The 21,465-nt window shown below is 46.1% G+C and carries 20 protein-coding genes; 15 read left to right on the forward strand and 5 right to left on the reverse strand.

Going from position 1 to position 21,465, the window contains the following annotated elements; genetic code table 11:
- Positions 1-456: 456 nt before the first annotated feature.
- Entirely contained in the window at positions 457-1,485 is a 1,029-nt protein-coding gene (locus G344_RS0107870) for an Rpn family recombination-promoting nuclease/putative transposase (protein ID WP_051245870.1), read from the reverse strand.
- A gap of 599 nt (positions 1,486-2,084) precedes the next feature.
- Here G344_RS0107870 and G344_RS0107880 point away from each other — a divergent pair.
- Positions 2,085-2,315: a hypothetical protein gene (locus G344_RS0107880; protein WP_028255720.1), complete on the forward strand. Its 231-nt coding sequence runs from the start codon at positions 2,085-2,087 to the stop codon at positions 2,313-2,315.
- Between the two features lie 100 nt (positions 2,316-2,415).
- Here G344_RS0107880 and G344_RS0107885 read toward each other — a convergent pair whose 3' ends face one another.
- Complete coding sequence (locus G344_RS0107885; protein WP_051245871.1) at positions 2,416-3,537, reverse strand: NAD-dependent epimerase/dehydratase family protein; 1,122 nt, start codon at positions 3,535-3,537, stop codon at positions 2,416-2,418.
- A gap of 118 nt (positions 3,538-3,655) precedes the next feature.
- Positions 3,656-5,149 carry a nucleotide sugar dehydrogenase gene (locus G344_RS0107890; protein ID WP_028255722.1) on the reverse strand — a complete coding sequence of 498 codons (1,494 nt, stop codon included), beginning with the start codon at positions 5,147-5,149 and terminating at the stop codon, positions 3,656-3,658.
- Positions 5,150-5,518: 369 nt separating this feature from the next.
- Between G344_RS0107890 and G344_RS11080 the strand changes: the two genes are divergently transcribed.
- Positions 5,519-6,538 (forward strand): DUF362 domain-containing protein, encoded by a 1,020-nt coding sequence (locus G344_RS11080; protein ID WP_038155279.1) that lies wholly within the window; start codon positions 5,519-5,521, stop codon positions 6,536-6,538.
- 152 nt (positions 6,539-6,690) lie between these two features.
- Positions 6,691-7,362: a hypothetical protein gene (locus G344_RS0107900; protein ID WP_028255723.1), complete on the forward strand. Its 672-nt coding sequence runs from the start codon at positions 6,691-6,693 to the stop codon at positions 7,360-7,362.
- A gap of 229 nt (positions 7,363-7,591) precedes the next feature.
- Here the strand turns inward: G344_RS0107900 and G344_RS0107905 are convergent, their stop codons facing one another.
- The gene (locus tag G344_RS0107905; protein ID WP_028255724.1) at positions 7,592-9,151 is read right to left on the reverse strand and encodes a capsule assembly Wzi family protein; all 1,560 of its coding nucleotides are present in this window, start codon (positions 9,149-9,151) and stop codon (positions 7,592-7,594) included.
- A gap of 166 nt (positions 9,152-9,317) precedes the next feature.
- Between G344_RS0107905 and G344_RS11565 the strand changes: the two genes are divergently transcribed.
- On the forward strand, positions 9,318-9,767 hold the full coding sequence (locus G344_RS11565; RefSeq protein WP_051245872.1) for a VanZ family protein: 450 nt from the start codon (positions 9,318-9,320) through the stop codon (positions 9,765-9,767).
- A 13-nt stretch (positions 9,768-9,780) separates the two neighbouring features.
- Here G344_RS11565 and G344_RS0107915 read toward each other — a convergent pair whose 3' ends face one another.
- Positions 9,781-11,382, reverse strand: coding sequence for a DUF438 domain-containing protein (locus tag G344_RS0107915; RefSeq protein WP_028255725.1), 1,602 nt, complete (start codon positions 11,380-11,382; stop codon positions 9,781-9,783).
- A 242-nt stretch (positions 11,383-11,624) separates the two neighbouring features.
- Between G344_RS0107915 and fapR the strand changes: the two genes are divergently transcribed.
- From fapR to G344_RS11090, 11 genes are all read left to right on the forward strand, one after another.
- Positions 11,625-12,185, forward strand: a complete 561-nt coding sequence (gene fapR / locus G344_RS0107920) for a transcription factor FapR (RefSeq protein WP_028255726.1) — start codon at positions 11,625-11,627, stop codon at positions 12,183-12,185.
- Positions 12,186-12,190: 5 nt separating this feature from the next.
- Positions 12,191-13,219 carry a phosphate acyltransferase PlsX gene (gene plsX / locus G344_RS0107925; protein WP_028255727.1) on the forward strand — a complete coding sequence of 343 codons (1,029 nt, stop codon included), beginning with the start codon at positions 12,191-12,193 and terminating at the stop codon, positions 13,217-13,219.
- Positions 13,203-14,198 carry a beta-ketoacyl-ACP synthase III gene (locus G344_RS0107930; RefSeq protein WP_028255728.1) on the forward strand — a complete coding sequence of 332 codons (996 nt, stop codon included), beginning with the start codon at positions 13,203-13,205 and terminating at the stop codon, positions 14,196-14,198. Before plsX ends, G344_RS0107930 begins: the two co-directional genes overlap by 17 nt.
- Positions 14,199-14,209: 11 nt before the next feature.
- The gene (gene fabK, locus G344_RS0107935; RefSeq protein WP_028255729.1) at positions 14,210-15,154 is read left to right on the forward strand and encodes an enoyl-[acyl-carrier-protein] reductase FabK; all 945 of its coding nucleotides are present in this window, start codon (positions 14,210-14,212) and stop codon (positions 15,152-15,154) included.
- A 15-nt stretch (positions 15,155-15,169) separates the two neighbouring features.
- Positions 15,170-16,111 carry an ACP S-malonyltransferase gene (gene fabD, locus G344_RS0107940; protein WP_028255730.1) on the forward strand — a complete coding sequence of 314 codons (942 nt, stop codon included), beginning with the start codon at positions 15,170-15,172 and terminating at the stop codon, positions 16,109-16,111.
- Between the two features lies 1 nt (position 16,112).
- Positions 16,113-16,856 carry a 3-oxoacyl-[acyl-carrier-protein] reductase gene (gene fabG, locus G344_RS0107945; protein ID WP_028255731.1) on the forward strand — a complete coding sequence of 248 codons (744 nt, stop codon included), beginning with the start codon at positions 16,113-16,115 and terminating at the stop codon, positions 16,854-16,856.
- 42 nt (positions 16,857-16,898) lie between these two features.
- The gene (locus G344_RS0107950; RefSeq protein ID WP_028255732.1) at positions 16,899-17,135 is read left to right on the forward strand and encodes an acyl carrier protein; all 237 of its coding nucleotides are present in this window, start codon (positions 16,899-16,901) and stop codon (positions 17,133-17,135) included.
- A 69-nt stretch (positions 17,136-17,204) separates the two neighbouring features.
- Positions 17,205-18,161, forward strand: a complete 957-nt coding sequence (locus tag G344_RS0107955; RefSeq protein ID WP_028255733.1) for an NAD(P)H-dependent flavin oxidoreductase — start codon at positions 17,205-17,207, stop codon at positions 18,159-18,161.
- Between the two features lie 30 nt (positions 18,162-18,191).
- Positions 18,192-19,436: a beta-ketoacyl-ACP synthase II gene (gene fabF / locus G344_RS0107960; protein WP_028255734.1), complete on the forward strand. Its 1,245-nt coding sequence runs from the start codon at positions 18,192-18,194 to the stop codon at positions 19,434-19,436.
- Complete coding sequence (gene rnc, locus G344_RS0107965) at positions 19,437-20,183, forward strand: ribonuclease III (protein ID WP_051245873.1); 747 nt, start codon at positions 19,437-19,439, stop codon at positions 20,181-20,183.
- Positions 20,184-20,365: 182 nt separating this feature from the next.
- Entirely contained in the window at positions 20,366-21,460 is a 1,095-nt protein-coding gene (locus G344_RS11090) for an elongator complex protein 3 (protein WP_051245874.1), read from the forward strand.
- The last annotated feature ends 5 nt before the right edge of the window (positions 21,461-21,465 follow it).

Consider the following 21,465-nt stretch of genomic DNA (forward strand, 5'->3'; position numbering starts at 1 on the left):
TATTATATTGATGAGTCGCTGTTTTCTCGGTATTTCCGATAAGCGGGAATTACTTCCTCTGGGAGAGAGGGAGTAAAGTCATTCTTTAGTGGGAAGGTGAGGATGAAAGGGTTAATTTTATTTTTGTAAGTGTTTGGTGAGTATAAGTTTAGTTATATAGCTATAGGAATTCTCGAAGCTTAACAGATAATATTTAAAGCGAGACTCATATATCTAAGGGGTCAGGTCTTGTAAATGAATATATAAAAGAAGGAGACTATCAGCAACGAAAGCTCGGTCTATCGAAGAGCGTAATTTAAATAAAGCGATGCTCATATATCTAAGAGGTCAGGTCTTACGAATGACACTCTTGCGATATATGAGCATCGCTTTTCTTTTTTTTTTGGGGGAGAGAAGAAAAAGAGGAAGGCTTGACACCAAGACATGAGTCGCCCTCTTGGTTATATGGTTTATATCTTATAGTAAATTATGTTCTTTGGCGAGGTCATGAATTTCTTGTTCGGTTAAGCCGGTGTATTTGCTAATCAACGGTATGGACGCCTTGTCCTCTAGCATGGATAAGGCAATTTTTTGTGAATTTTCTTTGCGGCCGGCGGCTAATCCTTCTTCGCGTCCAGCAACCAAGCCTTCTTCACGTCCAATATTGATTCCGATATTAATTCCAATATTCTTAGCTTCCCGTCTGTGTCTTTCGATTTCCATTGCGTATGTCATATATGATTTCTCCATTTCTTTGTTATCTTTTACTTTAGAAACTTCTGCATTGATTTCATTTACAAATTTTCCTTGTGGTGCATGACCGTTAATGTATTGTAAGAAATAAAAAATATCATCATCCAAATTTGAATAGGGAAATGTATCCGGCGACTCGTAGGGAATAACAGAGGTACTGTTAAGGAAAAGCTTCGTTGTTCCGTCGTTGAGTTCTAACTTGTTATCTTCAAGGCAAATGTTACGAAATGTATACATGGGATAACCTAGTCCAAACAAATCAAAGGTACAAATGAAAATTATATACGTCGAATTTAAATCGGTGTAGTTCATCCCTTTGTCAATGAGATCCATGTCTACCATGCCTTGATAGTAGCGAGTTCGTTTTACTAACTCATTATCGAATGGATTCGTACACTGCATTTCAATATCATACACTCGACCTGTGTCATCAGTGACATATACGTCCAGGCGAACACTTTTGCTATCGCGACGGATAGCAATTGATTTTTCAGCTTCAGGAAACTCAATGGACTGAATGGTAATGCCTAAGATTTTTTCGATTAATCGTTTGCAGATTCGTTTATTGTGCATTACCTTCTCGAACAAAAAGTTTTCAGTAATCGTTGCATCCTGCCATTTCGGCATATGATACGGCGAAGCATTGTATAGCTTTGCTTTATCATGTACTAAAAATCGTGATACGCCTAAATCTAACTCCCTGCTATAATGCCAATCTTTTATAGTTGGCAATTTATATTTCGCCGTGTTCATTCAATACACTCCCTTTATTATTGTATCATTAACGATAGAAAAAGCATAATGACTGGTTGAGAAGTATCTGAAAAATTGTTTAGTAATCATACAATCCCTCCTTGCTATAATAATACGAGGAAGGACCACGTCTATCCTGCTTAACTTCTCAGCTGTTCATTATTCTACGCTCAGTGTTAATATATACTCTCGGTGCTAATACGTACTCCAGGTGTTGATCAATACAAGTGCATCTTTGTTATTACGATGTGCATATGTCTCAGAGGTCAAGTCTTGCGAATGAACACATAAAAAAAGGAGACTATCCGCAACGAAAGCTCGGTCTATCGAAGAGCGTAATTTAAATAAAGCGATGCTCATATATCTAAGAGGTCAGGTCTTACGAATGACACTCTTGCGATATATGAGCATCGCTTTTCTTTTTTTTGGGGAGAGAAGAAAAAGAGGAAGGCTTGACTACCAAGACATGGGTTGCCCTCTTGGTTATGTGGTTTATATTTTATAGTAAATTATGTTTTTTGGCGAGGTCATGAATTGTAACCTCACCGGAGGAGTATGCTGTATGGCAGCAAACAAAAGCGGATGCTAAGGCTGATTATGTGAATGAATTTTTAAAGATTGGGAACGGACTTTTTAAAATTGCTGATGATGCAGCCGCTAGGGAGTTTTTTACAACACAGCAGAGTTTGAAATTAGATATAGTGGATAAAAATTATGAAATCACACATGCACAATGGCAGTATGAACACACGAACGATAGTGCAGGGCTTGATGTTAAAAAGAAGGCCTTAGATGAAAGAGATAGAAATAGCCGCTACGATACGTTGTGATGTAAAATAAAAGACGGTCTTCCATTTGAAGGAAGATCGTCTTTTTATTGTTGATTACTTATAGGCTGTTATGATACATGCTACGGTGTTTTACGATATATTACACGCGATAAAATTCTTTGTACCATTGTGCGAAGCGGCGTAAACCTTCGCGCAATGTTGTGTTGGGTTTAAAATTGAAATCCCGTTCCAGTGCAGAGGTATCTGCATAGGTAATGGGAACATCGCCGGGTTGCATAGGGACAAGTTTTTTGTGACTGTCAAAGTCGTAATCGGCCGGTAGGACTTCGGCGCGGATAAGCTCTTCTTGAAGAATCGTGACAAAGTCCAGGAGATTTTCCGGGTTGTTGTTGCCGATGTTATACACAGCATACGGCGGTAACGGGAGACCGTCTTCGCCGGTTTGTTTAGACGGTGCTTTTTCCATCACTCGTTTTACGCCTTCCACGATATCGTCAACGTAAGTGAAGTCACGTTTGCAGTTGCCGTAATTGAAAATTTGGATGGTTTCACCTTTCAACAGTTTATTGGTAAATCCGAAGTAAGCCATGTCGGGACGTCCGGCCGGACCGTATACGGTGAAAAAGCGCAGGCCCGTAGAAGGGATGTTGTAAAGTTTGCTGTACGCGTGCGCCAATAATTCATTACTCTTTTTAGTGGCAGCGTAGAGGGAGACCGGATTATCTACTTTATCGTCGGTACTGTAAGGGACCTTTTTGTTGGAACCGTATACAGAGGAGGATGAGGCATATACCAAGTGCTCCACACCGGTAGCACCATTATCGTAGGAGTGGCGGCAGGCTTCCAGAATATTATAGAAGCCGATGAGATTACTTTCCACATATGCATCGGGATTCGTAATGGAATAGCGAACACCGGCTTGAGCAGCAAGATTGACAACGATATCCGGTGCATAGGTAGCGAACAGCTGATCAATGCAGGCTTTGTCGGCTAAGTTTCCTTTAATAAAATGATAGGTGGAGTCCGGATGTTCGGCGGCGCAGGCGTCGATGTGTTGAAGCCGCCATTCTTTGATGGACACATCGTAGTAGTCGCTCATATTATCAAATCCGATAATTGTAATGGGCGACTGTGTGCGAAGTAATTCCAAGACGAGGTTACTGCCGATGAATCCGGCAGAGCCTGTAACGAGTACGGTTTTTCCGGTAAGAGAAATGGCGGTCTTGGCCGGTGCAGAGGATGTCGAGGTAGAGGTTACCATGAGATGAGACTCCTTTCTTAGGTACTACTCATAGATTTTTTGAGAGATATTCATTGGGGAAGGTGTATCCCTTTTTTTGTGCATCCCGATTAGGGGATTGACTTTGATGTTCTCAGGGTTAATCGCGTTTGAAAATATCGCGAGTATATACTTTATCTTTTACATCGTCTAAGCAAGCATCGTAGCGGTTGGCGACAATGGCTTGGCTTTGTGCTTTGAAGGTAGCCAAGTCATTTACTACTTTACTGCCGAAGAAGGTTTCACCGTCCTTGAGAGTCGGTTCATAAATAATTACGGTAGCTCCTTTGGCTTTGATGCGCTTCATAACGCCTTGGATAGAGGATTGACGGAAATTATCCGAATTGGATTTCATAGTCAGACGATATACGCCGATAATTTTATGGTTAGCTTCTTCCATAGCCGGGTCCCAAGCACTGTTAGCTTCATAGGTACCGGCAATTTCTAAAATACGATCGGCAATAAAGTCCTTCCGTGTACGATTGGATTCAACAATGGCAGACATCATATTTTGCGGTACGTTGTCGTAGTTGGCCAATAGTTGTTTTGTATCTTTCGGCAAGCAATAGCCGCCATACCCAAAGGATGGATTGTTGTAGTGGGCACCGATGCGAGGATCAAGGCAAACGCCGTCGATAATGTTTTGTGTGCTCAAGCCTTTCATTTCCGCATACGTATCCAGTTCGTTGAAGTAGGATACGCGCAGGGCCAAGTAAGTGTTGGCAAATAGTTTGACAGCTTCCGCTTCGGTAAAGCCCATGAAGAGGGTGGGGATGTTTTCCTTGATGGCGCCTTGTTGGAGCAACGCGGCAAATACGCGCGCTTTATGTGCCGATGTTTCATCGCAGGAAACGATGATGCGGGACGGGTACAGGTTATCGTAAAGGGCTTTCGATTCACGCAAGAATTCGGGGCTGAAGATAATATTTTCCGTATTGTATTTTTCGCGCACATGTTTCGTGTAGCCTACGGGGATTGTCGATTTAATAATCATCATCGCCGTTGGATTTACTTTTAATACCAATTCGATAACGGCTTCCACGGCAGAGCAATCGAAGAAATTTTTCTTGGTATCGTAGTTAGTCGGGGCAGCGATAATAACAAAGTCTGCATCGCGGTAGGCTGCTTCTCCGTCCAAGGTGGCCGTAAGGTTTAATTCTTTTTCGGAGAGGTAGGCTTCGATGTAGTCGTCTTGAATCGGCGATTTACGTTGATTAATGAGGTCTACCTTTTCCGGAATGATGTCTACGGCAGTGACTTTGTTGTGCTGGGCTAACAACGTAGCCAGAGATAAACCGACGTAACCGGTACCGGCTACGGCAATGGAGTAGCCGCCCTCTTTGAGTGTAGGGATGTTGATGGCGGTAGCGGCAGAGGCTGCTTCTTCCACGAATACATCGGTAATATCAAAGTCTAGCGTGGCGGCTAACTTTTGTAATTGTTCAATGGAAGGGGTGTATTCTTGGTGTTCGATACGACCGATCATGATACGATTGATGCCGGTGCGATCGGAGACTTGCTGCTGGGTTAAGTTTTTTGCTTTACGACTGATAATAAGCGTGTCTGCTAATTTAGCTAGGGATAATGTTTTCATAGGGCACATCCTTTAGAAATATATACATATGTTACTTTGAGTAACATATGAAGAGATAAATTGTAAAAAAATATAAACAAAAAAGATTTTTACAGAATTTTTATATGTTTATGTTACCAAAAATAAACATTGATGACAATAGAGAAGTTGGTGAATACATGGAGAACTTAGCTAATGAATAGAGATGGTATGCGCCGCATATATTTGTAGTAGACCTCCCAAACTATATATGCTTACTTTCCCTCTTGACCTAGAGTCGACTATAGGTAGTATGATAAAACCATAGAAGTAGGAATGACGACTAGGCATACAACGTATGCTAGGTGTGTGAAACAAGTTAGGAAGCAATAGTAGATGGGAGGAATTTTCATGGCAACAACAAAGAAAGTACCCGGCAAGGATGGCAATGTATATGTTCCGTATGAAGCGCGCACCGGCGAGGAAGCAGTAGTATATTTTACGCGGGATCTTTCACCGGCCGGACTGGTACGCTTGTACGATCGCATCAAGGATGTGTTAAGCGGTAAGATTGCGATTAAGCTGCATACCGGAGAGCCTCACGGTCCGAATATTATTCCTCGTCCTTGGGTAAAAGAGTTGATAGTCAAGCGTTTGCAAGGGCAGTCTATCGTGGAAACCAATACCTATTATGAAGGGGAACGGTATACGACGGAGCAGCACCGGAATACATTGGAGGTCAACGGTTGGGACTTTGCGCCGGTAGACATTATGGATGAGGAAGGAACGACGAAGCTGCCTGTGCCGAAGGGCAAGTGGTTTGATGCGATGAGCGTAGGAACCCATTTGCTGACATACGATTCATTGTTAGCGTTGACGCATTTCAAAGGTCATGTGCAAGGCGGTTTTGGCGGGTCGAATAAAAATATCGGCATCGGTTGCGCCGACGGCCGTATAGGAAAGAAGATGATTCATACCACGCCGAATCAATCGGATATGTGGGATATTGCCAAGGAAGAGTTGATGGAGCGCATTACGGAATCTACACTGGCTACGATTACCCATTTCGGTCACCATGTTGCTTACCTTAACGTATTGCGGAATATGAGTGTATCCTGCGACTGCGAAGGGACGGCGGCGGAACCGGTGGTGACCCCGGATATCGGTATGGTCGCCTCGGTAGATTTGTTGGCCGTGGATCAGGCCTCCGTTGATTTGGTGTATGCGCTACCGGAAGAAAGCAAGCATGCATTGGTAGAACGGATGGAATCCCGTCACGGATTGCGCCAGCTTTCCTACATGAAGGAAATGAATATGGGGCATGATAGATACCGTCTGATTGATATTGACCATGATGATGCGGTCATTACTGCACAGGAAGCGGTAGCCGGTATTAAAGGAACTTGGGTTCCGGATGCATTTCAAGTCTAAGTATAAGACGGTTCGGTTACCTTGGTTCCCGAGGATGTGGGATTGAAAGGACGTCCGCAGGAATAGGAACGGGCAGATTATGAAGTGGTATAATGATATTACAGTAACAATATAAGAATAGGACGTAGTGATTGAAAGTAGGGGGAAGGAAAATGATGATTATACGACGATGGATTGCCTTACTGTTAGTGATAATAGGGTGTGTTGGAAGCAGTGTTCTAGCCGGAAATTTTTCATTAGCTAAAGATTGGCATCATATTGGTTTTCATGAGCGCACATATACAGTAAAAGGAGAGATGAATGATACGATTACATTTAAGGTAAAAGGGAATGCTTACTACTCATCTATTCAGTTGATAAGCAGTCGGAAAGATGTGCCGGTACTACGTTTGCCCTATCCGGAGGGAATGAATATGGCACCTATAGATTTTTATATTAAGGAATTAAGAGATACTACCAGTGGTAAACGCTTTTGGGTCGTAACTTCAAGAGAAGGTAATAAGGTTATTGGATACGGTTTTTGGATTGTAGGGGAATATAAAGGAACATATGTTGTTTATGTGTCTGAGCAAAGTATGAGGAATATGGGGTGGAATCGCCCTCTACACAAAAGCTCAAGAAATTATATAGGAGTTGTGGATGGAGATTTATATATTCGTCTCACGAAGGTACATGTAGATTTTAATTTGCCGACATATATGACGTGGACTGATGAGGATCCAGTAACAGTCAGGTTGTTCTGGGATAATACGGCGAATTGGTTTGGTATGGTCAGTGATGGAGCGACGATTCCAAAGGCCGAGATAGAAACACGCTATTATTGATAGAATAAGTAAATTATTTATATATGTCGATGATTGCAAACTAGTATGAATAATTTAAATGTAATAGAAATGTAGTGTATATAAAAAGGTCTGTAACGCAATGAGAAACGCATCCCATTGTGTTACAGACCTTTTACTATATAGCTACAGACCTTTTACTATATGGATTTTACTATATAGGTTTTATCATATAGTTATAAATATAAATGTTGTTTATGCAGGAATACCCTTAGAACATCCATTCAACGGTGGTGCCGGCAAACACGGAATTGTCGGAGGTGTTTGTTCCTTCCGCATGTTTTACCTGAGCATATCCCAAGGTACCGCGGAGGTATACGTCGCTGCGAAGTTTGTATTGACCGGTCAAGGCTACTTCGTTAACGATAGGATGGTTGGCGATGTCCCGTTCCATTTCGGTACGTTTGGCGTAAAGACCAAGGGTGGTTTCATTCGGCAGGTAATGATTTACCCGTGCATAGTAGGAGCGGGCTTCGCGTCCCATGGGGTCACCGAGAATGTGACCGCTGTAGGTCCAACCGTTTTGGAAGGTACCGTGACGATACCAGTTGCGACCGGTATCGGCGATTTCCAATGTCATATCCCATGCGCCGTTGTCGGCGAGGTTAGGCAGGTATGTACCGAAGCGATAGCCTACCTGACTCGGCAAGTAACCGGCCTGGTCTTCACCGTACAGTTCGCCGTAGAATTGTACGCCCGGCAGACGTAAGCGGAAGTCAAAGCCGGCGATGTCATTCCATTTATCATCAAAGTACGCGTTAGTACCGGTGAACCAGTCGCTCCAGTCGGAATGGTTCAACGCATTGCCGTCGCCACCGATCATGGAAATACGAGAAGCACCGATGGTGAAGTAGTTGGTAGGCGTTACGTCAACGCGTAATCCCAACAGGCCCGGATGATCAAATTCTTTTTTGCCACCCAGCTGTGCTGCTACATCGCGGCGATTGCCTTCCAGTTCGCCGTAGAAAGCATGTACGTCAACTTCGCCTAAGAAGCGGAAGAAGCCACCGATTTTCTGCGGTTTCTTAGTTTGTACGCGGAAGGTAGTCAACGGTTTCATAGAATTGCCTAACAAAAGATTACCGGATGCACCTTGCCCCCAAATCATGGCTTCTTTACCGAAGAGGAGATCCCAAGCACCGATACCGCTTTTGATATAACCTTCTTCCAGGCTTAGCTTACCGCTGTTGTCCTTGTCGTAGCTCCAGCGCGGTTGTGCGGACACGGCGATGTCCTTCGTCAGGTTGCCTTCTACGCGGAAGGTGGCCAAATAGTTGGAACCGCGGCCGTTGTCATAGCCGTTATTGCCGGTCCCGAACGGCTGGTAGTGACCGTTAATCACGTTGCTGCGCACATTGCCGTCTTTTTTGTTGTGCACATATCGATAGTTCATCTGATCGCTGTGGTTATAGGCATAGCCGAGGGTAGCGGAGGTTACATGTAAGGGGTTGTTTAATTCTTCGCCGTTCAATACAGCCAGTTCAGGTGCTAAATAGTCTTTTAATGCATTGAATTGGCTTTGCAAATAGGCCGGCATCGGTTTAGTGGCAGCTTTGGCTTCCGCTTCTTTTACCCATTGCGCCATTTGCTGACGGCTGTACGGTTTGGCACCGTTCGGCATGGACTTGATATACCCCATACCGCTTAGTTTTTCAATGTAGTTGTAGTATACAGTGTCTACCGCAACATCCGGTGTTGTAGTAGATGCACCGGCTACGGCAGGGAGTAGGAGACTACCGAGGACAGCCGCATACAATACATGACGTTTCATATCATCACTCTTCCTAATAGTTTTAACACGTAAATATACAGTAAATAGTAAAATCTACATTATTATATCATAAAGTTTGGTAACACGGTAAGGGAATACTTCCTTTACATATGTAAGTACCTTTGGTACTCTAAGCGTATTGAGTAAAAGGAAGGAGCGTCGATAGATGAAAAAATGGATAGTCCTTGCCGTAGTGGCTGCGGTTATCGTGGCTATTTGGCATAATTCGTGGCAATCGGCCGATGTGTCGGATGGACTGAGCTTATTGATTACCCGTAAGGTACGATGGATCTTTAACGATTTAGGATTTCACTGGTCGGTAGCCTATACAAACCATGTGCTGCGCAAAATGGCGCATGCCTTTGAGTTTATGTGTTTAGGGATTACCGCTTATATAGCGTTTTTGGTTATCGGGTGGCGTCGATACGGACGGTGGATAGGCACTTTGCTTCTTTGCATAGTCGTTGCTGCTACCGATGAGTATTTTCAATTCTTTAGCCCCGGCCGGGCACCGATGTGGCAGGATGTGGTGTTGGACAGTGCCGGCGGCTTGGTGGGAATTATTCTGGCATCCGTAGTAGGCAGTGTATTTCGTTATATTACAGGGCGTAACTGATAAATGCTTAGTTTTATTTTGTTTCGATATAATCGCCGATTTTCTGAATCAATTCCGACAGAGGAATGCCACTGCGGTGGGATACTTTTTCTAAAGTGGCTTTGCCGGCCATCATTTTCGCCATCGGCGTAGCGAGCATGGTAAACATGGGATGAATGGAAGGCATGTGTTTTTTCAAACCGTCGACTTTATCGAAGAGGTCAAACAGTTTGGTATCGCCGGTTAACGTAATGCCTTTCACGGTGCGCGTCACTTCGGCGGTATCAGTTTTGCCGGTATCTGCTTTGTCGGTTTCGTCGGTAGCATTATCGGCGGTATCGGCGTAGGCAGTATCGCCGTGAACTTCATCGTCCCAGGTAAGCAAGGTACGGGAGCCTTCGAGGGAGCGAATGCGCGTGCAGTCCTGCATCATTTCCAATACGCCTTTGAAGTTTCCTTGTTCATCGCGAACGGCGGTATAGATGATATAAATAAAGAGATCCGGTTTGTTAATCCAGAACTCGGCCTTGTCCTGTTCGCCGCTGCGGAATTTTTCGATAATTTCTTCCACGAGGTGAACGCTCTTGGCAGGGTGACAGTTCTTTACTTCGCGGCCGATGACATTGGCACTGCGCGGGAAAATGCGATGCTTCGTGTCGCTGTAGAATTTGACCAGTTCGTTTTCATCAACGTAGGAAAGGTCTACAGGCATGTGCTTGAAGAGAAGGTTAATGCGTTCCAAGGAAAGCTTGCCCGTGGCTACATCCAGCTCTTCTTCCTTGCTCGTGGTGCCGATATTGTATTTGCCGAGAAGGGCAGCCAGTTCATCCATAAAGCCCGCCGGTGCTTTTGTTTCGGTGTTGGCGGTTGTTACAGTATCCGCCGGTACCGTGCCGTAGAAGGGCGGTGTAGGGATGAGGGCAAAGCCGATTTCATGATCGCCGCGGCTCATTACGGCAAAGTCTTCTTCGCTGAGAAGCTTAAAGGCAGTAGGCAGAAGGACTTCTTGTTCTTTGCCCAGCAAATCGCGGAAGTCGTCAATCAGTTTCGGCATGGCGGCTATAAATTCATCCGTAGTGTCTGTGGTCAGCAACGTGTAGGCGCGGCTGATGGATTCGCGTACAGTATCGTCGAAGGTCCACATAATTTTGGTGGGGCGATCAAAGCCATAGCGTTCCAACATGGGATACAGCTGATTCTGTTTACGCGATAGGTGGGTAGGCCATTGACGGAAGCGATCGAAGAGACCGAGCCACGGATTTTTGATGAAGTGCGGTGCCTGCAACAGTGCTTCCGCTTCGCGGGCCAAGTCTTCGGCGGCATTGATTTCCTGTTTGTATACCCAAAGCGGGTGATTTTTGGGGAATTCATTGTTGGCGCGTACGAGAATGCCGTCAAAGAGGGCAAGCAGGTCATCCATGCGATGGGTAATTTCTTCGTCCGTGTAGGTTCCCTTTAATTGTTGTTCGCCGTACGCGAATTCATCCGGTGTACAGGTGCCGATTTTTTCTTTTAACTGGGCACGCGCTTCCTCCATAGTGTATTCGCCGGATAAGTATTTATCTTTAATAGTAATTAATGTAGTTAAGCGATCGGTGTCGGTAAATTTAAAATTCTTTTGTAATTCGTTATTCATTATAAAACCTCCTTAGCGTAGGGATTATGTAGTACAATTCACGTGGCGCACGCTGCGCAAACAGTGTGCTGTTGTGATTGTCATTATAGTGAAATTGAAACATATTTTCAGTAGCTGGGGATACATTTTGCGCAATAACTGTTTGGCAGGATGCACATAGGTTAAATTTGTGCTTGCATAAATGGACATAGTCGCATATAATTGGAATGAACTATTATTACTTGGTCATAAAAGGTGGTCTCATGAGTCGGATAAAAAAACAAGAGCGCCAGCAGCAGTTGCGGGAAAAACTGAATAATACGCCCTTTGTTACTGATGAAGAGTTGGCTGCCTTTTTTCAGGTAAGCGTGCCAACGATTCGTCTGGATCGATTGGAATTGGGGATTCCCGAATTGCGAGAACGCATTAAGGCTATGGCAGAAGAGCATAGTCATGATACAATAGAGAACGAACGGGTAGAAGTGGTAGGCGAGTTGCTCGATTTAACAGCGGGCAAACAAGGCCTTAGTATGTTGCACACTACGGCGGATATGCTGGATGCCACAGGGTATGTGGAACCACACTTCTTATATGCCCAGGCCGATTCGTTGGCAAAAGCGGTAATCGGTATTCCCGCCGCCATTGCCGGCGTAGGCAATATAAAATATAAAAATCCTGTTGCGGCGGAATGTAATTTAGTCGCTAAGGCAGAGGTTGTTCGTCGTCGCGGTGACAAAGCATTCATTTGGGTGACGATTAAGGATAAGGTTAGAGAAGTGTTTCGGGCCAAGTTTATCATGGAGCCCGTAAAGAATAGGATGTAATACGGATGAAAATTGCAGTAGACGCTATGGGCGGTGATTTTGCGCCGCTGGAAATTGTCAAGGGCTCCATCGAGGCAGTCAAGGCATTTCCTCACATGGAGATCGTCCTTGTCGGCGATGAAGCACAGATTCATAAGGTGTTAAGCGAACACGGTGAAGCGGATAATCCGCGTATCTCTATTCACCATGCCAGTGAAGTCATCGAGATGAACGAGCATCCGGGTATTGCCTTACGCAAGAAGAAAGATGCTTCCATCGTAGTCGCTACACGGTTGGTACGGGAAAAACAATGTCAGGCCGTTATCGCTCCGGGCAGTACGGGGGCGGCTGTGGCGGCTGCGTTGTTTGGTCTCGGTCGTATCAAAGGCATTGACAGACCGACGATTGCAACGCCGATTCCTACACCGGAAGGTGTAACGGTTATGCTCGATTCCGGCGCCAACTCTAACAGTAAGCCAAAGCACTTGGTGCAGGGGGCCATCATGGGGTATAACTACGCCAGACTTATGTTTGGTAAGGAAAACCCGACGGTGGGACTTTTGAATATCGGTGAAGAATCGACGAAGGGCAATGACGTTGTATTAGCGACGTACAAACTATTGGAGCAGCTTAAGACGATTCCCTTCAAAGGCAATGTGGAAGGCCGCGATATTCCAAAAGGCACCGTGGACGTTGTTGTCTGCGACGGTTTTGTAGGAAACGTGGTGCTTAAATTTGCGGAAGGTCTTGTAGGCGTTGTAACGCAATTATTAAAAGAAGGTATTAAAGAAAGCGGATTATTCGCAAAGCTTGGTGCGTTATTGGTATATCCGGTGTTTAAGAAATTGAAGAAACGGCTGGATCATACAGAAAACGGCGGGGCGCCATTACTGGGTGTTAACGGTGTTTTCATGATTTGTCACGGCAGTTCGCGGTCAAAGGAAATTTTGACGGCCATTAAGATTGCCGGCGAATTGGTGGAACGCAAAATCATTGAGAATATTCAGCATAGTATAGAAGAAGAAGGAGCAATTACCTATGACGATGTGGACTAAGCCGGTCGGTATTATCGGTACAGGCAGCTTTTTACCGGATAATGTGGTGACAAACCATGATTTGGAAAAAATGGTGGACACCAGCGATCAATGGATTAGAGAACGGACCGGCATCGAGGAACGTCGTGTTGCGCCGGAAGGTATGAATGCTTCGGACATGGCTACGGAAGCAGCTAAGAAAGCATTGGACGCGGCCGGACTTACGGCAGAGGACATCGACTGTATCATCGTGGCTACGTTAACCGGTGATATGGCCATTCCGTCTACGGCTTGTATCGTACAGGCCAATCTGGGTGCCACCAAGGCGGCGGCTTTTGATTTAGGGGCTGCTTGTTCCGGTTTTGTATACGGTTTGATTACAGCCGGTAGCTATGTAAATATGAATATGTTTAAAAACGTGTTGGTTATCGGGGTAGAAGTATTGTCCCGCGTGTTGAACTGGAAGGATCGCGGCACATGTATTCTCTTCGGTGACGGAGCCGGTGCGGCCGTAGTTTCTACCGTTGAAGAAGGGTACGGCATGCGCGGTATGGATATGGGGGCTGACGGTACCGGCGGAATGTCCTTGAGTATTCCGTCCAGCGGTACGGCGATGGTGCCAAACGATCAGCGCATAGAAGAAGGCTTGACCTATATTCATATGAACGGTTCGGAAGTTTATAAATTTGCAGTAAAAACTATGGGACGGACTGTGCTAAATGCACTGGAACGTGCTAATATGGAATTAGAAGAATTGGATTGCTTTATTCCTCATCAAGCGAACCTGCGCATTATCGATTCCGCAGCGCATCGTTTGAAATTATCCGAGGATAAGGTATTTGTTAATTTACCGAAGTACGGTAATACGTCGGCGGCATCTGTAGGGATTGCACTGGATGAGGCAGTACGCTCCGGTTTTGTGAAAAAAGGCGATAATGTAGCATTTGCCGGATTCGGGGCCGGATTGACATGGGCCGGCTTAGTAATGAAATGGTGCTAAGGAGGAAAATCATGATAAGGACTGATATTTGCGATTTGTTAGGTATTGAGTATCCTATACTGCAAGGCGGTATGGCATGGCTCGGAACTGCCGAATTGGCAGCCGCTGTGTCTGAAGCAGGTGGTCTTGGCATCATTGGTGCAGGTCACATGCCACCGGATGTATTCCGCAACGAAATTCATAAGTTGAAGGAACGTACGAGTAAACCTTTCGGCTGTAACATCATGTTGATGTCGCCGTTTGTAAAAGAAGTTATGGAAGTGGTTTTGGAAGAACGCGTACCTGTAATCACCACGGGTGCCGGTAATCCGAGTACCTACATTCCTCGTTTGAAGGAAATTGGTACCAAGGTAATTCCGGTAGTGGCTTCCGTATTGTTGGCGAAGCGCTTGCTCCGCGGCGGTATTGATGCAGTCATTGCGGAAGGTACCGAATCCGGCGGACACGTAGGCGAAATTACTACGATGTGCTTAATCCCGCAGATTGTTGATGCCGTAAATGTTCCTGTTATCGCAGCCGGCGGTATTGCCGACGGTCGCGGCATGGCAGCTGCCTTTGCTTTGGGTGCGCAGGCAGTACAGATGGGCAGTCGCTTTGTTGTATCCGAAGAATGTATTGCACATCCGAATTACAAGGAAGCCGTATTAAAGGCAAAGGATCGCTCTACGGTTATGACCGGTTTGACTACAGGACATCCGGTTCGCATTTTGGAAAACCTTTTGTCTCACCAGTACCAGGAACTGGAATTCAGCGGTGCGCCTAAGGAAGAATTGGAAAACCTCGGTGCCGGTACGCTTCGTCGTGCAGCTATCGAAGGTGAAGTGAAACACGGCAGCGTAATGATCGGTCAGATTTCCGGTATGCTTACCGATATCAAGCCGTGCGCTACGATTATTAAGGATATTGTTACCGAAGCAGAATCCGTTATTGGCGGTTTGCAGACGGTTGTCAAGTAACATAGGAGGGTACCGATGAAAACAGCATTTGTATTTCCCGGCCAAGGTTCGCAGAAGGTAGGTATGCTTCTGGACCTGTATAAGGAATATGAAATCGTGCGTCAGCGTTTTGCCGAAGCAGACGAAGCCTTGGGGTATTCTATTTCCCAGCTTTGCTTCGACGGTCCGGACACGGAATTGGTGAAGACGGCCAATACGCAACCGGCGATTCTTACAGCCAGTGTAGCATGTTATGAAGTCTTAAAGGAAAAAGGCTTTACACCGGATGTAGTGGGTGGACACAGCCTCGGAGAATACAGTGCGTTGGTTGCGGCCGGCGTACTTGATTTCAAGGATGCGGTATATGTTGTTCATAAACGTGGCGAATATATGCAGGATGCGGTACCGCTCGGAAAAGGGGCTATGGCAGCTATTTTGGCCTTACCTCGCGAAACGGTAGTAGACATTTGCGAAGCCGTTGACGGTGAAGTCGGTTCCGTACAGGCGGTTAACTTTAACTGCCCGGGACAGATTGTTATCGCCGGTGAAACCGCTGCCGTAGAAGAAGCATCCAAACGCATGAAGGAAGCCGGTGCGAAACGTGCCGTTATGCTTCCGGTAAGCGCTCCTTTCCACAGTCGCTTGATGGAACCGGCAGCAGCTCGTCTTGAAGAAGAATTGAATAAAATCGCCATCCATGATGCAACTATCCCGGTGGTAGCTAACGTTACCGGCCAGATGGTAACATCCGGCGAAGAAATTAAAAAGCTCTTAGTCGTACAGGCAGCGCATCCGGTACTTTGGGAAGACTGCGTGGATACGATGGTGAAGAGTGGCGTGGAAGCATTTGTCGAAGTAGGACCGGGCAAGGTGTTGACCGGCTTTACGAAGAAAATTAACAAAGAAATGAAGCTGGCAAATGTAGAGGATGTAGCATCCTTGGCTAAAACACTTGAATTTTTGCAAGGAGGGATATAAAATGCATTTGGCAGGTAAAGTAGCATTGATTACCGGTGCGTCTCGCGGTATCGGTCAGGCCGTAGCGTTGGAAATGGCACGGGCCGGTGCGGATATTGCCGTAAACTACAGCGGTAGCGAAGCAGCTGCACAGGCTACGGTGGATCAGGTAAAAGCATTGGGCCGTAAGGCTATTATGGTAAAGGCCAATGTAGCCGATGCGGATGAAGTGGCAGCAATGGTAGAAGCTGTACAGGCTGAATTTGGTCACATTGATATTTTGGTAAATAATGCAGGCATTACGCGCGATACATTGTTGATGCGTATGAAGGACAGCGACTGGGATGATGTAATTAACATCAATCTTAAAGGGGTGTACCTGGTAACCAAGGCGGTGTCCAAGCTGATGATGAAACAGCGTAGCGGTCGCATTATAAATATGAGCTCTGTAGTCGGTGTTACGGGTAATGCGGGACAAGCGAATTACAGTGCCTCCAAGGCCGGCGTTATCGGCTTTACCAAGACCTGTGCTAAGGAATTGGCCAGTCGCGGTATTTTGGTAAATGCTATTGCACCGGGCTTTATTCATACAGATATGACCGACGTGCTTCCGGAAAAGGTGAAGGAAGCTACGCTGGCGGCTATTCCGTTACATCGGATGGCTGAACCGAAGGAAGTAGCATCGGTAGCTGTCTTCCTGGCATCTGAGTATGCGTCTTATATTACGGGCCAAGTGCTGAATGTAGACGGCGGCATGGTAATGTAAGCCAATATATAGATAGAACAATGTGAAAGGAGGTGAATCCCAATGACCACGTTTGATAAAGTAAAGGCGATCGTTGTGGAACAGTTAGGCGTTGACGAGTCTGAAGTTACCATTGATTCTACTTTCATCGATGACTTAGGCGCTGATTCCTTGGATATCGTTGAATTGATCATGGCTTTCGAAGAAGAATTCAACGTAGAAATCCCTGATGATGTAGCTGAAAAAATTAAAACAGTAAAAGATACGGTAGAATATATCGATTCTATCAAAGAAGCGTAAGACTGTGCACCGATGGAGGGTGGTATGGCCACCCTCCTGTCGGTATGCACCCAACAGGAGGAATTAATAGTGAAGCTCCCTGAACTTCGCATTGGCAATTTGGTGGCTAAGGTGCCCATTATTCAAGGCGGTATGGCGATCAGATTATCTACGGCTCGTCTCGCAGCGGCTGTAGCAAATGAAGGTGGCATCGGTCTTATTGCGGCCTCGGGTATGCCATTTGACGAATTACGTTACGAAATTAGATTAGCACGAAAATTATCACCTACGGGGATTATTGGTATAAATGCAATGGTGGCGGCCACCCAGTTTGCGGGTTTGGTTCGTACCGCTATAGAAGAAGGAATTGACCTTGTGGTAGCCGGCGCAGGTTTTTCGCGTGATATGTTCGGCATGGGCAGAGAGTCCGGAACGCCTATCGTTCCGATTGTATCGTCTGCTAAGTTGGCTCGTATCTCCGAAGGGCTGGGCGCATCTGCGGTTATCGTGGAAGGCAGTGAAGCCGGCGGACATTTAGGTACAAACCGCTCTTCGCGTGAGATTGTACCGGAAGTTGTAGCAGCAGTGAAGAAGATTCCGGTTATCGGTGCCGGCGGTGTACTTGACGGTAAGGACATCGTGGACATGTTACGACTCGGTGCCAACGGTGTACAGATGGGAAGCCGATTTGCAGCCAGCGTGGAATGCAATGCTTCGGATGAATTGAAGAAGATGTATGTACGCGCTACGGATCCGGAAGATATCGTATTGATTCAAAGTCCGGTAGGATTGCCGGGACAGGCCATTCGCAACAAGTTTGCGGAAACGGTATTGGACGGTACGGTACCACCACCGACGGAATGTGATCGTTGTTTGAAACATTGTTCACACAAGTTCTGTATTATAAAAGCGCTCTCCCGCGCACAGCAAGGTGACGTTGAGACGGGATTGGTATTTTCCGGCAATAACATGCGCAAGGTAGATGAAATCTTGCCGGTTAAGGAGATTTTTGCCCGTTTGAAGAAACAGGTTGCCGAAATAGAGTAATGTAAGTGATAGATGTAAGAGGTGAAATAATTGGAAAAACGTGTAGTTATTACCGGTCTCGGCGCCGTTACTCCGGTGGGCATCGGTAAGGATGCATTTTATGAAGCACTCTTGGCAGGTAAATCCGGTATTGGCCCGATTACCCATTTTGATGCCAGTGAATATGCCACTCGTATTGCCGGTGAAGTGAAGGATTTTGATATAACCAATTACGGTGTAGAAAAGAAGGAAGCACGCCGTATGGACCGTTCTGCTGAATTTGCTATTGCGGCAGCAGTAATGGCATTGGAAGATTCCCATTTGGATCTTGATGAAGAAGATCGCGATCGTTGCGGTACTGTAGTAGGTACCGGTATCGGCGGGATCGACTCCATCCACGATGTATATGTAACGTTGTTTAATAAGGGACCTGCTCGCGTAAGTCCGTTCGCAGTGCCGATGATGATTGCCAACATGGTATCCGGTCGTGTTTCTATCCAGCTCGGTCTTCGCGGACCGGCTATTACGGATGTAACTGCTTGCGCATCCGGTACGAATGCTATCGGTGACGCATTCCGTATCGTTGCTCGCGGCGATGCCGATATTATGTTTGCCGGCGGTACGGAAGCAGCTGTATCTCCGGGAGCCGTAGCCGGCTTTGCTTCTATGAAAGCTATGTCTACGCGCAATGATGAACCGGAATTGGCATCTCGTCCGTTCGATGCCGAACGCGATGGCTTTGTTATGGGTGAAGGAGCCGGTATCGTTGTATTGGAAGAACTAGAACATGCCAAGGCTCGCGGTGCTCATATCTACGCAGAAGTTATCGGTTACGGCAGCAATGGTGATGCATACCATATTACGGCTCCGGCACCGGGTGGTGTACAGGCACGTAAATGTATGGAATTAGCTATTAAGGATGCCGGTATTGATCCGAGCGAAATTAACTACATCAATGCGCACGGTACGTCTACCGGTTTGAATGATAAGAACGAAACCTTTGCTATTAAGGAATTGTTCGGCGATCATGCTAAGGATATTGCCGTTAACTCTACCAAATCGATGACCGGTCATTTGCTTGGTGCCGCCGGTGCTATCGAAGCGATTGTTATGGCCATGGCTATCGAAACAGGTAAAATTCATCCGACCATCAACTTGACGAATCCGGATCCGGAGTTGGATCTTGATTATGTTCCGGAAGGGGCTCGTGAATTGAAGGTTAACTGTGCACTTTCCAATTCCTTCGGCTTCGGCGGTCACAATGCTACATTGTTAGTACGCCGCTATGAGGACTAATTGAAAGGGCGCAGGACCCATAAGACAATCTCGTTACAGGCTCGTGAGGCTTCGCTTCAGGAGCTTGTGGCGCGTTTGCGCTTACCCTTGACGGATATTGCCTTACTGGACAGGGCATTTACGCATACGTCTTATGCAAATGAAAATAAGGCACGTCATGTACAGCATAATGAACGCTTGGAATTTTTAGGTGATGCTGTATTGGACTTGATTATCGGCGAGTATCTTTTTAAAACATATCCTCAAATGACTGAGGGTGAACTGACGAAAACAAAAGCAGCGATTGTCTGTGAAACTTCATTGGCAGCGTGCAGTAAGAAGCTGGGCTTTGGCAAATATTTATTATTAGGACGCGGCGAAGCGGCCACCGGCGGAAGCGAACGTCCGTCGATTTTGGCGGATACCTTTGAAGCCTTGGTGGGAACGCTGTATGTGGATGTATCCTATGAGGCAGCCTCGCAGTTTGTGTTGAGTCATTTGGCAGGATATTTGGAAAAAGCTCGAAAGGGTACCTTAGGTAAAGATTATAAAACGCTATTACAGGAATTTGTACAGCAGGAAGGCGAACGCCAGATTCACTATTCGTTAATCGGCGAATCCGGCCCAGATCACGACAAGGTATTTTGTATGGAAGTACGCATTGACGGGCATCGGTACGCGTCCGGTACAGGTAAGAGCAAAAAAGAAGCAGAGCAGCATGCTGCACAGGTAACATTGGCGCAGCTGCAGCAGGCATCATCACATTGATTAGGGAAAGGAGTGGGAGACCGCTCCTTTTTTGTTGATGTAAAAGACAGTGATGTAAAAGAGAGTAATGTAAAAGAAAGTAATGTAAAAGAAAGTAATGTAAAAGAGAGTATGATTGGGATTGAATACAGCCGATGATGAATACGGTTGTGCGTAGGATAGGAAGGAGTGACGAAGGGGAGATGGCAAAGCAAGGATTGATTCCTTTTTTTATTCCTCATATCGGATGTCCGCAGCAATGCGTGTTTTGTAATCAACATCGCATAGCTTCGGGACAAGTACAGGCAACGGCGGAAGATGTGGCACGCACCATTGAGGACTGTACGACAGGGGCAAGTTGCCACAGACAGTCGTTTTGGGAAGTCGCTTTTTACGGCGGTAGCTTTACAGCATTGCCGGCAGAGCGTCAAGAACGTTTACTTACGCCGGCTTGGCAGGCATTGCAGCGCGGTGCCATTCAAGCCATTCGTTGCTCCACAAGACCGGATGCCATTGATAAAGCAGTGATAGCCAGGCTTCGCCGCTTTGGCGTCACTACCGTTGAACTAGGCGTACAGACGATGAATCAAGCGATGCTGGATGCATCAAAGCGCGGCCATACGACAGAGGATGTAATCCGTGCGGTGGCACTTCTTAACGAGGCAGGGTTTACCGTAGGTATTCAACTCTTACCGGGACTGCCCGGTGAAAACTGGCATACCTTGGTAGCCACGGCAGTAGCGGTGGCAGCCTTAGCACCTGATTTTATTCGCATCTATCCGGTAGTAGTGGTGGAGGATACGGAATTGGCAGATATGATGCGCCGTGGTGAATATACACCATTAACTACGGAAGAAGCAGTCGCCTACAGTGCGTTTTTACACAGCTATATGAAGAGTAAAGGGATTCCCACTATTCGCATCGGTTTACAGGCAACAGAGGATTTTGATAAAGGCATCGGTCTTGTAGGTGGTCCTTACGAACCGGCGATGGGAGAAATGGTTGTCAATTATGAATATCTTATGCGAATGAAAGCAGTTCTGCAAAGCCATCAAGTACAATGGGGACAGCCGAATACAGTGGTTGTGGTGTATCCGCGTGCATTTACTTCAAAGGTGCGCGGTTTACATAACAGCAATCGCGAACAGATGGAGAGCTTGTATGATACTGTGCGATGGTCCTGGTGCGAATGGGGTAGTCGGTCGTGGCAACGCTTGATCCCGATTCATCGTCGATGGGGAACGGCAGAAGCAACAACCGTACAAATGTATATAGATGGTATAGCCTATGTGGTATAATAGAT

Source organism: Veillonella magna DSM 19857, from assembly GCF_000428745.1.
Lineage (GTDB): Bacteria > Bacillota > Negativicutes > Veillonellales > Veillonellaceae > Veillonella_A > Veillonella_A magna.

Bases quoted from the DNA above. Each gene is read 5' to 3' on its own strand.
- G344_RS0107950 (WP_028255732.1), top strand. From the start codon at position 16,899: ATGACCACGTTTGATAAAGTAAAGGCGATCGTTGTGGAACAGTTAGGC.
- G344_RS0107885 (WP_051245871.1), bottom strand. From the start codon at position 3,537: ATGGTAACCTCTACCTCGACATCCTCTGCACCGGCCAAGACCGCCATT.
- G344_RS0107900 (WP_028255723.1), top strand. From the start codon at position 6,691: ATGATGATTATACGACGATGGATTGCCTTACTGTTAGTGATAATAGGG.
- G344_RS0107890 (WP_028255722.1), bottom strand. From the start codon at position 5,149: ATGAAAACATTATCCCTAGCTAAATTAGCAGACACGCTTATTATCAGT.
- fabD (WP_028255730.1), top strand. From the start codon at position 15,170: ATGAAAACAGCATTTGTATTTCCCGGCCAAGGTTCGCAGAAGGTAGGT.
- G344_RS11565 (WP_051245872.1), top strand. From the start codon at position 9,318: ATGAAAAAATGGATAGTCCTTGCCGTAGTGGCTGCGGTTATCGTGGCT.
- fabK (WP_028255729.1), top strand. From the start codon at position 14,210: ATGATAAGGACTGATATTTGCGATTTGTTAGGTATTGAGTATCCTATA.
- fabG (WP_028255731.1), top strand. From the start codon at position 16,113: ATGCATTTGGCAGGTAAAGTAGCATTGATTACCGGTGCGTCTCGCGGT.
- G344_RS0107870 (WP_051245870.1), bottom strand. From the start codon at position 1,485: ATGAACACGGCGAAATATAAATTGCCAACTATAAAAGATTGGCATTAT.
- fapR (WP_028255726.1), top strand. From the start codon at position 11,625: ATGAGTCGGATAAAAAAACAAGAGCGCCAGCAGCAGTTGCGGGAAAAA.
- G344_RS0107930 (WP_028255728.1), top strand. From the start codon at position 13,203: ATGACGATGTGGACTAAGCCGGTCGGTATTATCGGTACAGGCAGCTTT.
- G344_RS0107905 (WP_028255724.1), bottom strand. From the start codon at position 9,151: ATGAAACGTCATGTATTGTATGCGGCTGTCCTCGGTAGTCTCCTACTC.
- plsX (WP_028255727.1), top strand. From the start codon at position 12,191: ATGAAAATTGCAGTAGACGCTATGGGCGGTGATTTTGCGCCGCTGGAA.
- G344_RS11090 (WP_051245874.1), top strand. From the start codon at position 20,366: ATGGCAAAGCAAGGATTGATTCCTTTTTTTATTCCTCATATCGGATGT.
- G344_RS0107915 (WP_028255725.1), bottom strand. From the start codon at position 11,382: ATGAATAACGAATTACAAAAGAATTTTAAATTTACCGACACCGATCGC.
- G344_RS11080 (WP_038155279.1), top strand. From the start codon at position 5,519: ATGGCAACAACAAAGAAAGTACCCGGCAAGGATGGCAATGTATATGTT.